At 68.8% G+C, this 14,650-nt stretch carries 10 protein-coding genes; 1 reads left to right on the top strand and 9 read right to left on the bottom strand.

Features of this window, described 5'->3' with window-relative positions; all coding sequences use genetic code 11:
* On the bottom strand, positions 1 to 2,822 hold a 2,822-nt coding region (locus OOT46_RS24320; RefSeq protein WP_265406219.1), incomplete at its 3' end, for an Ig-like domain-containing protein.
* 404 nt (positions 2,823 to 3,226) lie between these two features.
* On the opposite strand from OOT46_RS24320, the gene OOT46_RS24315 reads away from it, so the two are divergent.
* Positions 3,227 to 4,081, top strand: coding sequence for a plasmid replication/partition related protein (locus OOT46_RS24315; protein WP_265406218.1), 855 nt, complete (start codon positions 3,227 to 3,229; stop codon positions 4,079 to 4,081).
* A 47-nt stretch (positions 4,082 to 4,128) separates the two neighbouring features.
* Here the strand turns inward: OOT46_RS24315 and OOT46_RS24310 are convergent, their stop codons facing one another.
* The 8 genes from OOT46_RS24310 to rimP form a co-directional block, all read right to left on the bottom strand.
* Positions 4,129 to 5,244 carry an enoyl-CoA hydratase/isomerase family protein gene (locus tag OOT46_RS24310; RefSeq protein ID WP_265406217.1) on the bottom strand — a complete coding sequence of 372 codons (1,116 nt, stop codon included), beginning with the start codon at positions 5,242 to 5,244 and terminating at the stop codon, positions 4,129 to 4,131.
* A 95-nt stretch (positions 5,245 to 5,339) separates the two neighbouring features.
* Positions 5,340 to 6,194, bottom strand: a complete 855-nt coding sequence (locus OOT46_RS24305) for a DMT family transporter (protein ID WP_265406220.1) — start codon at positions 6,192 to 6,194, stop codon at positions 5,340 to 5,342.
* A 41-nt stretch (positions 6,195 to 6,235) separates the two neighbouring features.
* Positions 6,236 to 8,065, bottom strand: a complete 1,830-nt coding sequence (typA, locus tag OOT46_RS24300) for a translational GTPase TypA (protein WP_265406216.1) — start codon at positions 8,063 to 8,065, stop codon at positions 6,236 to 6,238.
* Positions 8,066 to 8,099: 34 nt separating this feature from the next.
* Positions 8,100 to 9,065, bottom strand: a complete 966-nt coding sequence (gene truB / locus OOT46_RS24295; RefSeq protein WP_265406215.1) for a tRNA pseudouridine(55) synthase TruB — start codon at positions 9,063 to 9,065, stop codon at positions 8,100 to 8,102.
* 10 nt (positions 9,066 to 9,075) lie between these two features.
* Positions 9,076 to 9,438 carry a 30S ribosome-binding factor RbfA gene (gene rbfA / locus OOT46_RS24290; RefSeq protein WP_265406214.1) on the bottom strand — a complete coding sequence of 121 codons (363 nt, stop codon included), beginning with the start codon at positions 9,436 to 9,438 and terminating at the stop codon, positions 9,076 to 9,078.
* A gap of 88 nt (positions 9,439 to 9,526) precedes the next feature.
* Positions 9,527 to 12,457, bottom strand: coding sequence for a translation initiation factor IF-2 (gene infB / locus OOT46_RS24285; protein WP_265406213.1), 2,931 nt, complete (start codon positions 12,455 to 12,457; stop codon positions 9,527 to 9,529).
* Positions 12,458 to 12,522: 65 nt separating this feature from the next.
* A complete protein-coding gene (nusA, locus tag OOT46_RS24280) occupies positions 12,523 to 14,001 on the bottom strand; it encodes a transcription termination factor NusA (protein ID WP_265406212.1) in 1,479 nt (492 codons plus the stop codon).
* Positions 13,998 to 14,561: a ribosome maturation factor RimP gene (gene rimP, locus OOT46_RS24275; RefSeq protein ID WP_265406211.1), complete on the bottom strand. Its 564-nt coding sequence runs from the start codon at positions 14,559 to 14,561 to the stop codon at positions 13,998 to 14,000. The genes nusA and rimP overlap by 4 nt, the downstream gene beginning before the upstream one ends.
* Positions 14,562 to 14,650: the final 89 nt, after the last annotated feature.

Raw genomic sequence — 14,650 nt, 5'->3', positions numbered from 1 at the left:
GGCGCCGTCATGTCGCCCACCACCACGATGTCGGCCGTCGGTGCACTGGTGTTGCCCGCGGCATCGGTCGCCGTGGCGCGGAACTGGTGCTGCGTCGCATCCGTCACGGTCGCGCTGTAGCTCCAGCTGGTGCCGTTCACGGTGGCCGTGCCCAGCAGCATGCTGCCGTCGTAGACCAGCACCGTCGCGCCGGCCTCGCAGCTGCCGCTCAGCAGCAGCGTGCTGTCGTCGCTCGCCTGACCGTTGGACACCGGGCCCGTGATCGTGCCGGCGTCATCGGTGGCGGCCAGCAGGGTCAGCTCAGGAGCGACCGTATCGCCCACCACGGTGAGAACGCTGCTGGGCGCGCTGGTGTTGCCGGCGACGTCCGTCTCCGTCACGTGGAACTGGTGCGTGCCGCCGTTCACCACGGTGGCGGTGTAGGTCCAGCTGGTGCCGCTTACGGTGGCCGTACCCAGCAGCGTGCTGCCGTCATGGACCTGCACCGTGGAGCCGGGTTCGCAGCTGCCCGACAGCACCAACGCGCTGTCGTCGGTCGCCTGGCCGCTGGCCAAGGGGCCGGTGAGGTTGCCGACGTTGTCGACCGCCCCGGCCAGCTGCGCCTGTGGCGAGGCGGTGTCGAGCAGGCAGGTCTGGCTGGAGACCGGGCCGCGGTTGCCCGCCGCATCGTCCACCCTCAGCTGGATCGTCTGGCTGCCGGGCCGCAGGGTCATGCCGGTCCAGGTCAGGACCGTGCCGTCGACCATGCCGGTGAGCTCGGTCCAGGTGGCGCCGCCGTCCTGCGACCCGTGCAAGGACTCGCCGGCGCCCAGCGGCGCCGACAAGGTCGCCGAGAGGGTCTGGCTGGCGTGGCGGGTGATGAAATCACTCGGCGACACGCCGCTGTCTTCGCTGAGAGACAGGCTGGTGGCGTGGACCGTCGGCGCGCTGGTGTCGCCCGTGATGGCGACCATGGGGCTCGGCGCGCTGCGATTGCCGGCTGCATCGGTCGCGACGACATGAAACTGATGGTGGCCGCCGTCGAGCACCGGCGCGGCATAGGTCCAGCCGGTGCCGCTCACGACCGCCGTGCCCAGCAAGGTGCTGCCGTCGTAGACCTGCACCGTCGCGCCCGCCTCGCAGCTGCCAGAGAGCAACAGGCTCGTGTCGTCCGTGCTGCCGCCCGCCACCAAGTTGCCCGTCAGCAGGCCGACATCGTCGAGGGCGCCGGTCAGCGTCACCCCGGGAGCGGTGGTGTCCACCTTGTAGCCGGGCTGCGGCTCCAGCGAGGCGTGCGTGAGGATCAGCGCCTGCCCGTCGTCGGCGGCGCGGATGCTGCCGCCGGCCAGCACCAGCGCATCGGCGGGAATGCTCAGCCCGTCGGCATCGGTCTGGCCCGCCTGGACGGTGTAGGAGAAGGTCAGCGTGCCAGTGCCCGAGCCACCGGCATAGGTTGCCTCGACCGGCTGTCCACCGAGGTCCAGCGCGAGCCGCGGCACGCCAGTGACCATCACCGGCTCGCTGACGCGCAGCGACACGAGGACGGTGTCGCCCGCGTTGAGGCTGCTCCCCGGCACCTGGCCGGTCGATGCGAGGCTCAAGCCGAGGATGCTGGGATTGGTGTCCCCCGACACCGTGCCGAGGGTGTCGGTGCCGGCCGCCTGGTCCACGCGGTCAGCGCCGCGATTGATCATCTGGAAGGCTGCGTCGTCGAGCTGCGCCGTGACCCCGCCCGAGCCGGATGCCAGGGTGACACCAGCCACCAGGTCGGCCAGCGTCTGCGCCGTGCTGCCGCCTTGGTTGGCGTCTGCGCCGGACAGCGCGGCGAGGACCTCGCCGTACTTCTCCGCGGCGCTGACGCCGTCGCCGGCGTTGTAGCTGGTGTCGCCGTTGATGGTGACGATGTCGGTGCCGTGCAACGCGGGCAGGCCGAACAGGTCGGCGATGGCCTGGTTCGTGCTCGCCACCACCGCCGTGTCCAGCGTTCCGCTGCCGGCGAGCGGGTCGACGCCCGCCGACTCCAGCGCCTTGAGGTAGGCCAGCGTGCTGACCACGTTGAGGTTGAGGGAGAGGGTCTCGTTGCTGCCCTCGATGACGCCCATCGCGTAGAGATCGACGTCCAGGTCCTTGCCGGCGCCCGTGGCTTCGTCGAGGTAGTCGGCGACCGCGTCCGCATCCGTGGCCACCTTGGCGATGATCACGCCGCGGTACTCGCCGACATCCACCGTGATGTGGCCGTTCGCGTCGAGCTCGGCCACGTCCAGCAGCGTGCCGTCGGCGCCGTAGATGGCGACCTGCAGCGCATGGCTGTCGAGCACCGGGCCCCCGACGACCGTGACTTCGACAGCGTTGGCGAAGCTGGTGTCCTGAGACGGTGCGGGAGCCGGCCTGCCGCCACCGCCACCGCCACCACCGCCTGCGGCCACGCCGAGCACGCCCAGGCCGACCGCGGCGGCCGTCCACAGCGGATCGACCGACGCGGCGCCAGCCTCGCTCGTGCCCTGGCCGGCCTGCCACACGATGCCGGAGCCGTCCGGGCCGGCATCGGCCGCGGTGATGAGCACCGGTTCCCCGCCGGCCCGCTCTGCCGGGACCTCGAAGGCCACGGCCTTGTCGTTGTCGTAGAACCCGTCGATCTGGGCGACCGGCCCCTCCGCGCCCTCGATGAGCAGGGCCTTGCCCTGCCGCTTGAGCACGAGGTCCTGCGCCGGCGCCTGCGTGGCCGTATCGATCACCGTGTACTTGGCGCCGGGGGCGGCCACCAGGAGGGCCAGCGAATCCAGTGACAGCTCGCGCACCTGCTGGTCACGGGCGACGATGCGCAGTCGGTAGGTTTTTTTCATACGAGGGTTCGGAAAACGATGGAGAGGAATAGCGGGCGGGGGCACAGCGGCAGGAAGACGTCCCTGCGGAGGCCGCCCCTGGAGCCTTCCGCACGCAACCTGCAAGTGACCGTCATGCAGGGACACACGAAGCTCGTTCCGATATCGGCACCTGGCCGCCTCGCTTGAACGTCGGTTCGTGAAGCAGTTGGCGCAAGCGCCGAAAGCTTCAGGCTCGTCGCATGCCGCCGCGGCCCGTGGTCCGTGCCCGGTCGCCAGCTCGATGGAGCCGCGGTGAAAAGTCGCGCAGCGCGATGCCTGCCGTTTCCTGCCCTGGCGCCCACCGCACTAGAATCCCGCCTCGCTCTGCCGGCGGCCCCCCCGCGCGTGGCCACCGGCGCGCCCCGCTTCCACTCCCCGCTCCCATGGACATCAAGGTCAACGAAGAACTGCGCGCCTACATCGATCCCCTGACCCCCGAAGAACACGACGCGCTCGAGCGCAGCCTCCTCGCCGAGGGCTGCCGCGATGCGCTGGTGCTGTGGGGCGACGTGCTGGTCGATGGGCATAACCGCTACGGCATCTGCCGCAAGCACAACATCCCGTTCACCACGGTGCAGAACCCGCGCTTCAAGTCGCTGGAGGACGTGCACCTGTGGATGATCGACCAGCACCTGGGGCGGCGCAGCGTCTCGGACTTCCAGCGCGGCGTGCTGGCGCTGCGCAAGAAGGACATCCTCGCGGCACGCGCCCAGGTTGAAACGCCGGCGCCGGACAACGCCGCCGAGCCGACCCCCGACACGCCGCCGCCGCCCGCGCCGGAGCCGCTGAACACGCGCGAAGCCATCGCGAAGGCGGCGCGCATCAGCAGCAACACCGTGGCCCAGATCGAGAAGATCCACAAGACGGCCGCCCCCGAGCTGGTGGCCGCCGTCAAGTCGGGCACCATCTCGATCAACGCGGCGGCCGCGGTGGCCTCGCTACCGGCCGAGGAACAGGTGGCGGCCGTCGCGGGCGGCAAGAAGGAGCTGCGCCAGGCAGCCAAGCTGGTGCGCGAGGCCAAGGCCAAGACCAAAGCACCGGCTGCGCCCGCGCCCGAGGAAGCGGCCTCGGCGCCAGCCTCGCCGTCCTTGGGGGTCAACCCCTTCGAGGCCGACGGCAGCGAAGAAGAAATCGCCCGGCTGACCCGCCAGGTGGAAGCGCTGACGGCGGAGAACCTGGCCTTGAAGGAGCAGGTCCGCGAGTTGCGGAACCGGCTGGGCGAGCACGAGCCGGCCTGAATCCCGGCCGGCCTGCCGGGGCCCGGCCGGCGTCGGGCGCCCGACGTTCAGCCCAGCGCGCGCAGCGGGTGAGCGAAGGCCGGCCAGGGACTGCGGAAAAAGGCCTGCACCATCTCCGGCGTGACCTCTTCCACCGTGGCAGGATTCCAGCGCGGGCTGTGGTCCTTGTCGATCACCAGCGCGCGGATGCCCTCCACCGTCTCGCTCGCGGCGCCGGGGCGCAGCGCGAAACAGTGGCGCACCAGGTCGCGCTCCATGCGCAGGTCGTCGGCCAGGTTCATCCTGCGGGCGCGCCGGATCTGCTCCAGCGTGACGGCCATCATCAGCGGCGAGCGCTTGCGCAACACGGCCAGCGTCTCGGCGGCCCAGGGGTCGGCATCGCCGGCCAGGGAGTCGAGGATGCCCTTCAGGCCGTCGGCCGAAAAATGCCGATCCATCGCTTCGCGCTGTGCCACCAGCGCGGGCTGCGGCAGCGCCACCATGCGGGCCCGCAAGGTCGCCAGCACCTGCTCGCCGTTCTCGTGCGGCTGGCCTGCCAGCGCCTCCACCAGGCCCGGCAGTTCGCCGCTGTGCAGGTAAGCGTCCGCCAGCCCCCAGGCCAGGGCATCACCGGCACCGATCACCTGCCCGGTCAAGGCGAGGTATTCACCGACATGGCCCGGACAGCGCGACAGGAAAAAGCCGCCACCGACGTCCGGGAACAAGCCGATGTTGGTCTCCGGCATCGCCATCTTGGTCCGCTCGGTGACGATACGCAGCTTGGCGCCCTGGCTGATGCCCATGCCGCCGCCCATCACGATGCCGTCCATCAGGGCGATGTAGGGCTTGGGGTAGACATGGATCAGGTGGTTGAGGCTGTACTCCTCGGTGAAGAAGTCGTCCACCTGAGGATTGCCCTGCAGCGCTGCGCCATGGAAAAAGCGGATATCGCCGCCGGCGCAGAAAGCCACGCCCTTGCCTTCACGCGTGGCGCCCTGCACCACCACGGCCCGGACCGTCGGGTCGTCCCGCCACGCCAGCAGCGCCTGGGTCAGGTCGCGGATCATCGCCAGCGACAGCGCGTTGAGCGCTTCCGGCCGGTTGAGCGTGATGAAGCCGAGGTCGCCTGCCTTGTGGGCACGCACCAGGCCGTCCGAGTGATCGAGCTGCAGGGTCGCAGTCATGAGGTCTCCGGAGTTGTGAGGTGCCGACATGCTAGCGTGGCTCGCGGCTGTCCGCTGGCGCCGCTGGGGCGTTCGGCGCATGGCCCCCGGCACGCTCAGGCGCGCCGCCGCAGCCCCAGCACTTCGTTGCCGACCAGCGCCAGCAGCACCAGCGCGCCGCCCCCCAGCACCGCGGTCGAGGGCGCCTCGCCGGCGCCCAGCCAGGCCCAGGCCACGCCGAACACGACCTCCAGCAGCGCCAGCAGGGCCACCTCGGCCGCCGGCAGCACGCGCGCCAGCTGCACCGCCGCCAGGCAGGGAATGGCGAGCTGGAACACGCCCAGCACGCCGAGCAGCGAGAGGTCGTGTGCCGAAGCCTGCAGCGGCCAGGCCAGCGGCAACGTGACCAAGGCCGACAGCGTCGCGCCGATCAGCACCGCCGGCAGCAGGTCCGGTCCGGCGGCCTGGCCGCGGCCGGCGCTGCGCTGGATGACGCTCCAGTTGACCGCCGAGGCGACCGGCACGGCCAGCGCGACCAGGGTACCGAGCAGGTGGCGGGCGTCGCCGCCCGAGAGCTGCTGCCCGTACATCCACCCGATGCCCGCACCGGCCAGCGCGATGGCGCCCCAGGTGCGTGGCGGCAGCACCTGGCCGAGCGCAAAACGGGCGATCAGCGCGGTCAGCAGCGGCGCCAGCGCCATCGTGACCAGCACGTTGGCCACCGTGGTCAGGGTCAGCGCCAGCATGAAGCAGGTGTACATCACCGCCCACATCAGCCCCGAGACCCACAGCGGCCAGCCGCCCGCCACCAGGCCGTGCCACAGCCCGCGCCCGCGCAGCAGCGCGAGCGCGCCCACCAGGAAGGCGGCGTTGAAGAAGCTGCGCCAGAAGGTGATCTCGAAGGCGCGGGCGGCCTCCAGCTGGCGCGTCACGACCCCAGCGATGCTCCACAGCAGCGTGACGCCGACCATGGCCCACGCTGCCTGCCCGTGACTCAGCCGCACGAGCCGGATCAGGCGGCTTCGCGCGAGGCGCGCTTGCGCTCGTGTTCCTTCAGGAAACGCTTGCGCAGACGGATGGACTTGGGCGTGATCTCGACCAGCTCGTCGTCCTCGATGAACTCGACCGCGTACTCCAGGGTCAGCTCGATCGGGGGCGTGATCTTGATCGCGTCCTCCTTGCCCGAGACACGGAAGTTGGTCAGCTGCTTCTGGCGCACCGCATTGACCACCAGGTCGTTCTCGCGGCTGTGGATGCCGACGATCATGCCTTCGTAGACCGGGTCGCCGGCCTTGACGAACATGCGGCCGCGGTCGTCCAGCTTGCCCAGCGCATAGGTCACGATCTCGCCGTCGTCCTGGCTGATCAGCACGCCGTTCTTGCGGCCTTCGATGTCACCCTTGTGGGCCTCATAGCCGTCGAAGATATTGCTGATCAGGCCGGTGCCGCGGGTCAGGTTCAGGAACTCGTTCTGGAAGCCGATCAGGCCGCGCGCCGGGATGCGGTACTCGAGGCGCACGCGGCCCATGCCGTCGGACTCCATGTTGACCAGCTCGCCCTTGCGCAGGCCCAGCGCCTGCATCACGCCGCCCTGGTGCTGCTCCTCGACGTCGGCCGTGACCAGCTCGATCGGCTCGTGCTTCTCGCCGTTGACGTCGCGGAACACCACACGCGGCTTGGAGACCGCCAGCTCGTAGCCTTCGCGGCGCATGTTCTCGAGCAGGATGGTCAGGTGCAGTTCACCCCGGCCCGAGACTTCGAAGATGCCGTCCTCGGGCGTCTCGCGCACGCGCAGCGCGACGTTGGACTGCAGCTCCTTCTGCAGCCGGTCCCAGACCTGGCGGCTGGTCACGAACTTGCCTTCACGACCCGCCAGCGGCGAGTTGTTGACGCAGAAGTTCATCGTCAGGGTCGGCTCGTCGACCTTGAGCATGGGCAGCGGCTGCGGGTCGAGCGGATCGGTCACCGTGACGCCGATGCCGATGTCCTCGATGCCGTTGATCAGCACGATGTCGCCAGGGCCGGCCGTCTCCGCCTGCTTGCGCTCCAGGCCTTCGAACTTCAGCACCTGGTTGATGCGGCCCTTCCAGGACTTGCCGTCCGGCCCTTCCATCACCAGCACGTCCATCGAGGGCTTGATGGTGCCCGCGTTGACGCGGCCGACACCGATGCGGCCCACATAGGTGGAATAGTCGAGCGAGGAGATCTGCAGCTGCAGCGGCGCCGCGGGGTCGCCCTCGTGCGGCTGCACGTGCTTGAGCACGGTGTTGAACAGTGCGCTCATGTCCTCGCCCCACTTCGCGCCGGGCGCGCCCTCTTCGAGCGAGGCCCAGCCGTTCAGGCCCGAGGCGTAGACCACCGGGAAGTCGAGCTGTTCGTCATTCGCGCCGAGCTTGTCGAACAGCTCGAAGGCGGCGTTGATGACGTAGTCCGGCCGTGCGCCGGGCTTGTCGACCTTGTTCACCACCACGATGGGCTTGAGGCCCAGCGCGAGCGCCTTTTTGGTGACGAAGCGGGTCTGCGGCATCGGGCCTTCCTGGGCATCGATCAGCAGCACCACACCGTCGACCATGGACAGCGCGCGCTCGACCTCGCCGCCGAAGTCGGCGTGCCCCGGGGTATCGACGATGTTGATGTGGGTGCCCTGCCAGCTCACCGCGCAGTTTTTCGCCAGGATGGTGATGCCGCGCTCGCGTTCGAGGTCGTTGCTGTCCATGACCCGCTCGCTGACCTGCTGGTTCTCGCGGAAGGTGCCCGACTGACGCAACAGCTGGTCGACCAGCGTGGTCTTGCCATGGTCGACGTGCGCGATGATGGCGATGTTGCGGATTTGCTTGCTCATAAGTTCGCTCTTGAAGACGTGCCCGACCTGCGGGTCACTGTGATGCTTGAGCGTTCAGGAGGCCTTGGACCTCCAGCGGGCTCAACAACCGCGTTGAAATCAGTTCACCGGCCTTGACGCTGCCGCTGCCCAGGAAGGCCGCCGGCTGCGGGCCGTAGACGCGCAGGCGCTCGGCGTCGGCGTGTGCGGTGCGGCGGCGCATGCCGCTCAGGAAACGGCCCGCGTCCTCCGCCTCGAGGCGCAGCACCGGCCAGTCGGCCAGCAGCGCATCGACCGGCTGCAGACAGGCGTCGCGCTCGGCTTCGCTCATCGCCTCCAGCTGGGCCAGGGTGTAGGCATCGCCCAGCCCGACCGGGCCGCTGCCGGTGCGGCGCAGCGCGGTGAGGTGCGCTCCGCAGCCCAGCGCCTCGCCGATGTCCTCGGCCAGGGTGCGGATGTAGGTGCCCTTGCTGCAGCGCACCTCGATCTCGATCGACGCGCCCTGCCAGCTCAGCACCTCGATGCTGAAGATGGTGACCGTGCGCGGCTCACGCTCCACCTCGATGCCAGCGCGCGCGTATTCGTACAAGGCCTTGCCGTCGCGCTTGAGCGCCGAGTGCATCGGCGGCACCTGCTGGATGGGTCCCATGAACTGCATGCAGGCCTGCAGCAGCTGCTGCGGCGTCACCGCCACCGGCCGCTCCTGCAGCACTTCACCTTCGGCATCGCCGGTGCTGGTGCGCACGCCCAGCCGCACCGTGGCGCGGTAGGTCTTGTCTGCCTCCAGGCTCACCTGGGAGAACTTGGTGGCCGCGCCGAAGCACAGCGGCAGCAAGCCGGTCGCGAGCGGGTCCAGCGTGCCGGTGTGGCCGGCCTTCTCGGCGCGCAGCAGGCGTTTGACCTTCTGCAGCGCGTCGTTGCTGCTGAGGCCCAGCGGCTTGTCGAGCAGCAGCACGCCGTGCACGGCACGGCGCGGCACCTTCTGGCGGACAAGGGACGGGACCAAACCTTCGGCGTGCACGGCGGCGCTCTCAGTCCTTGGCCCGGTTGGCGTTGGCCTGGTTGATCAGGGCGTTCAGGTCGGCCGCGCGCTCGGTGGTGCGGTCGAAGCTGAAGTGCAGCGTCGGCACGGTATGGATCTGCAGGCGCTTGAACAGGCCGTTGCGCAGGAAGCCGGCCGCCTCGTTCAGCGCCGCCTCGGTCTCGTCGGGGTTGCCCACCAGCAGCGAGAAGAAGACCTTCGCGTGCGCGTAGTCGGGCGTCACCTCGACGGCGTTGATCGTGACCATGCCGATGCGCGGGTCCTTCAGGTCGCGGATCAGCTCGGCCACGTCGCGCTGGATCTGGTCGGCCACGCGGTAGCTGCGGTTGGGGATGGATCGCTTGTGTCGCATCGCAAAAACTCCTGGTGCGGCTGCTCCCTAAACGCAAACCCCGCCCGTCTTGCGACCGGCGGGGCTTGCAGGAGCAAGAAGAACCGCCTTACAGCGTCCGTGCCACTTCCTTGATCTCGAAGAACTCCAGCTGATCGCCTTCGGCAATGTCGTTGTAGTTCTTGATGTTGAGGCCGCACTCGAAGCCCTCTTTGACTTCACGGACATCGTCCTTGAAGCGCTTGAGCGAATCGAGCTCCCCGGTGAACACCACCACGTTGTCGCGCAGCAGGCGCAGGCGGGCGTTGCGGCGCACGTAGCCCGAGAGCACCATGCAGCCGGCGATCGCGCCGACCTTGGACGAGCGGAACACCTGGCGGATCTCGGCCAGGCCGATGATCTCTTCCTTCTGTTCCGGCGCCAGCATCCCCGACATCGCGGCGCGGATCTCGTCGACCGCGTCGTAGATGATGTTGTAGTAGCGCAGGTCCACGCCGTTGCCTTCGGCCAGCTTGCGCGCGCCGGCGTCGGCCCGCGTGTTGAAGCCGATGATGACCGCCTTGGAGGCGATCGCCAGGTTGACGTCGCTCTCGCTGATGCCGCCCACTGCCGCGTGCACGATCTGCACCTTGACTTCGTCGGTGGAGAGCTTGAGCAGCGAGGCGGCGAGTGCTTCCTGCGAACCCTGGACGTCGGCCTTGATGATCAGCGCCAGGGTCTGCGAGCCGGCCTGGCCCATGTTCTCGAACATGTTCTCGAGCTTGGCGGCCTGCTGGCGGGCCAGCTTGACGTCGCGGTACTTGCCTTGGCGGAAGGTCGCGATCTCGCGCGCCCGGCGCTCGTCGGCCAGCACCATGAACTCGTCACCGGCCTGCGGCACCTCGGTCAGGCCCTGGATCTCCACCGGGATGGACGGGCCCGCCTCGGTGGTCGGCTTGCCGGTCTCGTCCAGCATGGCGCGCACGCGGCCATAGCTGGAGCCCGCCAGCACGACGTCGCCGCGCTTGAGCGTGCCCGACTGCACCAGCACCGTGGCCACCGGGCCGCGGCCCTTGTCCAGCTGGGCTTCGATCACCAGGCCCTTGGCCGGCGCGTCCTTCGAGGCCATCAGCTCCAGCACCTCGGCCTGCAGCAGCACGTTCTCGAGCAGCTCGTCCACACCCTGGCCGGTCTTGGCCGACACCGGGCAGAACGGCGCGTCGCCGCCGAATTCCTCGGGCACGACCTGCTCGGCCACCAGCTCGGACTTGACGCGGTCGAGATTGGCCTCGGCCTTGTCGATCTTGTTGACCGCCACGACGATGGGCACGCCGGCCGCCTTCGCGTGGTGGATCGCTTCCTTGGTCTGCGGCATCACGCCGTCGTCGGCAGCCACCACCAGGATGACGATGTCGGTCGCCTTGGCGCCGCGGGCCCGCATGGCCGTGAAGGCCTCGTGACCCGGGGTGTCGAGGAAGGTGATCATGCCGCGCGGCGTGTCGACGTGGTAGGCGCCGATGTGCTGCGTGATGCCACCGGCCTCACCGGCCGCGACGCGGCTGCGGCGGATGTAGTCCAGCAGCGAGGTCTTGCCGTGGTCGACGTGGCCCATCACGGTCACCACCGGGGCGCGCGGCAGCAGCTCGCTGTCGCTCGTGGTGGCGTCTTCCTCGAGGAAGGCTTCCGGGTCGTCCAGCTTGGCGGGGAAGGCCTTGTGGCCCATCTCCTCGACCAGGATCATCGCGGTCTCCTGGTCCAGCTGCTGGTTGATGGTGACCATCTGGCCGAGCTTCATCAGCTGCTTGATGACCTCGGACGCCTTGACCGACATCTTGTGGGCCAGGTCGGCGACGCTGATGGTCTCGGGCACGTGCACCTCGTAGACCTGGGCCTCGGTCGGCGCCACGAAACCGGTGCCGCCGCCGGCACCCCGGTCGCCGCGGCGGCCGCCGCGTGCACCGGCCGGCGCACGCCAGCCCGGACGCGCGCCGCCGGAGGCGTCACCGCGGGTCTTCAGCGCACGCTTCTTGGCGGCATCGTCGGCCCAGCTGGACGACAGCTTCTCCGACTTGACGGACTTCTTGTCGCCCGGCTTGGCCGCCCCTGCCGCGGCCGTCGCTGCCGCCGCGCCCGGCGTGCCGGGGGCGGCCGTCGTGCCGGCCTTGGGCTTGTGTATGGTGCCCTTGATGCCTTCCTTGCTCGGATCGACCTTCGGTTTTTCTTCCTCGGGCTTCTTCGCAGTCAGCACCTTGCGGGGCGCGGCCATCATCGCGCGGATCGCGGCCGCCTCGGCTTCAGCAGCCTTGCGGCGCTTCTCAAGATCCATCAAACGTTGTTTCTCCTCGGCTTCCACCTCGGCAGCCTTCACGACACGCACACCGGGCCTGGGCGTTTCCGCCGGCGCCGCCGGTGCAGCAGGGGGTACGGCCGGCGCGGCCGCGGGGGGCGGCGGCGGCTCGGCGGCCGTCGCGACACCGACGACGGCAGCGGCCTGCGCCGCTGCACGGGCCGCCTCGGCTGCACGGGCCTCGGCCTCGGCGGCCGCCTTCTCGGCGGCCTCCCGGGCACGGGCTTCGGCTTCCTCGCGCTGGCGGCGTTCTTCCTCTTCACGCTGGCGGCGCTTCTCCGCCAGCTCTTCTTCCTGGCGCCGCAGCAGCTCGGCCTGGCGGCGTGCTTCTTCCTCGCGGCGCTGGAGTTCGATCTCCTCGGCGCTCGGGCCGGCGGCCACGGCGCTGCTGTCCTCGGGGGCAGCGGTCGGCTCGTCGCGCTTGACGAACACACGCTTCTTGCGCACCTCCACCTGGATGGTGCGCGCCTTGCCCGAGGAGTCGGCCTGCTTGATCTCGGTGGTCGACTTGCGCGTCAGGGTGATCTTCTTGCGCTCGCTGCCAGCCGTGCCGTGCGACGAGCGAAGGTACTCGAGCAGACGTTCCTTGTCTGCCTCGGTCAGGGAATCCTCCGGCGAACCTTTCGCCACCCCTGCGGCTTTCAGCTGGTCAAGCAGTGCCGTCGCGGGGCGGTTCAGCTCGGAGGCGAACTGTGCGACTGTGGTAACGGCCATTGTTGGTGTCCTTGGGCAGAGCGGGTGCGATGGTGTGGCGGTGGCAGGCGGTGCGACGGTTCGCCTCAGGCGGTGAACCAGTGTTCGCGGGCCTTCATGATCAGGCCCTTGGCCTGCGCTTCATCCACCCCCGTGATCTCGGTCAGCTCGTCCACGGCCAGGTCGGCGAGGTCGTCGCGGGTATGGATCCCCGCGTCGGCCAGCTTGCCGATCAGCTCGCCGGTGAGCCCATCGAGATCGCGCAGGTCCTGCGACACTTCCTCGACCTTCTCTTCCTTTGCGATTTCCATCGTCAGCAGCACATCCTTGGCACGGGTGCGCAGCTCGTTGACGGTGTCCTCGTCGAAGGATTCGATCTCCAGCATCTCCTGCAGCGGCACGTAGGCCACCTCTTCCAGGCTGGTGAACCCTTCCTCGATCAGGATATCGGCCACTTCCTCGTCGACATCGAGCTTGTCGACGAACAGCGCACGGATCGCGTTGCTCTCCTCGGCCTGCTTGGCCTGGGATTCCTCGGCGGTCATGATGTTGATGCGCCAGCCGGTCAGTTCCGACGCCAGGCGCACGTTCTGGCCGCCGCGGCCGATCGCGATCGCCAGGTTCTCCTCGTCGACCACGACGTCCATTGCGTGGCGCTCCTCGTCGACGACGATGGACACGACGTTGGCCGGCGCCAGTGCGCCGATCACGAACTGCGCCGGGTCCTCGGACCACAGCACGATGTCCACGCGCTCGCCGGCCAGCTCGTTGGTCACGGCATTGACGCGCGAGCCGCGCACGCCGACGCAGGTGCCGATCGGGTCGACCCGCTTGTCGTGCGAGAGCACGGCGATCTTGGCGCGCGAGCCGGCATCGCGGGCGCAGCTCTTGATTTCCAGCAGCCCCTGCTCGATCTCCGGCACTTCCTGGCGGAACAGCTCGACCATGAAGGCCGGCGCGCTGCGCGACAGCATGATCTGCGGGCCACGTGCGGTCGGGTCGACCTCGGCGATGACCGCCCGCACCCGGTCGCCCGTGCGCAGGTTTTCCTTCGGGATCATCTCGCCGCGCTTCAGGCGGCCCTCGACGCGACCGGACTCGACGATCATGTCACCCTTGTCCATGCGCTTGACGGTGCCGACGAAAATCTTGTCGCCGCGCGACAGGAAGTCGTTGAGCAGCTGCTCGCGCTCGGCGTCACGGATCTTCTGCAGAATCACCTGCTTGGCCGCTTGGGCGCCGATGCGGCCGATGGGCACCGATTCCACCGACTCCTCGATGTAGTCGTCGACCTCGATGTCGCCGATCTGTTCCTTGGCTTCGAAAAGCAGGATCTCTGCGTCGGGCAGCTGCAGGCCGGCCTCGTCCGGCACCACGTGCCAGCGACGGAAGGTCTCGTATTCGCCGGTGTTGCGGTCGATGGCCACGCGGACGTCGACTTCGCCTTCGTACAGCTTCTTGGTGGCAGAGGCCAGCGCGGCTTCAACGGCACCGAACACCACCTCGCGGTCCACGCTCTTCTCGCGTGAAATCGCGTCGACCAGCATCAACAGTTCGCGGTTCATGATTCCTGACCTCCGTCTTCTTGTACGTTCGCCGCGGGCGATGCGTCGGCAGCCTGCGCCTTGCCACGGCGGCGACCCTTGAAGTCGACCACCGGCACAAGACGCGCCTCGCGCACCTCGTCCAGCGAAAAATTCATTGCCTGATCCTGCTTGCCGTCCTTGAACACGATGCGCCAGCCATCGCCTTCGGCTTCCAGCACGCCGCGGTACTTCTTGCGGTTCTGGAAGGCCACTTTCAAGGTGATGTCGACTTCGTGCCCGGCAAAACGCTGGTAGTCGGCCAGCTTGCGCAAGGGGCGGTCGAGCCCGGGCGACGACACTTCGAGCCGCTCGTAGGCCACGCCCTCGACCTCCAGCAGGTACTGGAGCTGACGCGTGACCTTCTCGCAATCGTCAACCGTGATGAATTCGCCGTTCGGGTCGTTCGGCACGCGATCGATGTAAACGCGCAGCAGACCTCCTGCGCTGCGTTCGCACTCGACGAGCTCGTATCCCAAGCCCGTCACCGTGCTTTCGACCAAGGCCTGCCACCCAACCTGCTGCACCACTGCCGTGTTCAACTCCGAATAAAACTTAAGCGACCCAAGCAAAAAAAATGGGCTGGATGACTCCGCCCACTGACTCTGACTTAGCGAAAGTCGGATTGTAC

It is taken from the genome of Aquabacterium sp. A7-Y (assembly GCF_026153205.1).
In the GTDB taxonomy this organism is placed as follows: Bacteria; Pseudomonadota; Gammaproteobacteria; order Burkholderiales; family Burkholderiaceae_C; genus Caldimonas.
This window is presented reverse-complemented; position numbering and strand designations above follow the sequence as displayed.